Source organism: Acinetobacter stercoris (assembly GCF_900323515.1).
GTDB lineage: Bacteria > Pseudomonadota > Gammaproteobacteria > Pseudomonadales > Moraxellaceae > Acinetobacter > Acinetobacter stercoris.
Genome location: NZ_OOGT01000440.1, coordinates 1 through 768 on the forward strand (window position 1 = coordinate 1; position 768 = coordinate 768).

General features: G+C 29.2%; 1 protein-coding gene and 1 pseudogene. Both read left to right on the forward strand.

What is annotated here, in order from left to right; all coding sequences use genetic code 11:
- Positions 1–37: 37 nt before the first annotated feature.
- The gene (locus KPC_RS20115) at positions 38–502 is read left to right on the forward strand and encodes an META domain-containing protein (protein ID WP_121976038.1); all 465 of its coding nucleotides are present in this window, start codon (positions 38–40) and stop codon (positions 500–502) included.
- Positions 503–569: 67 nt separating this feature from the next.
- A pseudogene (locus KPC_RS20680) lies at positions 570–768 on the forward strand (hypothetical protein); the annotation flags it as partial.

A 768-nucleotide genomic window follows, 5' to 3' on the forward strand; every position in this document is an offset into this window, starting at 1 on the left:
CTATAATTTTAAATAAACATAAAATCAGATTTATACAATGAAAACTAATATTATTCTAGGCATTGTATTGTTACTCGGTGCATGTACAAAACCATCCAGTTCTAATCAAAATTCATATAAAGCAATGTCAGAAAAGGATCAGCAAAAATTTTTGATGCAATATACATGGTCTTACACTCCTGCAAATAGTCAGATACCCATTGAGCTTAGTTTTACTCAAACAGGGATAGGAATGTATAGTCAATGCAATATTATCAGTGCAAATTATAGGTTAATGAATAATACTATTGTTGTTGAAATTCCTATAACAAGTAGTGCAATAGGTTGCCCTACCCATTTAGAACACCAAGAATCACTTATAAAGCAATTTTTTGAAGTTCCAGTGGCATTTAAAATTATATTTACTAAAACAAATCAACCACTATTAATATTGAGCCAAGATCAGCAACAGTATACGTTTTTAGGAAAAATCAATGGATTAAACACAGTTGAAACCAATTAACATATTTATTATACCCTTAATCTTATTATCACCTGATATTGATCAAAATATTTCGTTAGATCAAAGAGTGAATAGTTCTATCAATAGAATAGTACCCCCATTATCTCAACAAATCACAATTGGCATTCTTGAAAATTATACTTGGATCTACACCAGTAGAAAAACTAAAATACCCATACTCGTAAACTTTAAAAATGGAAATATGACCATGTATAGTGGTTGTAATTTCATGAGACAGGAATATAAAATATCAGCACAACAAATAA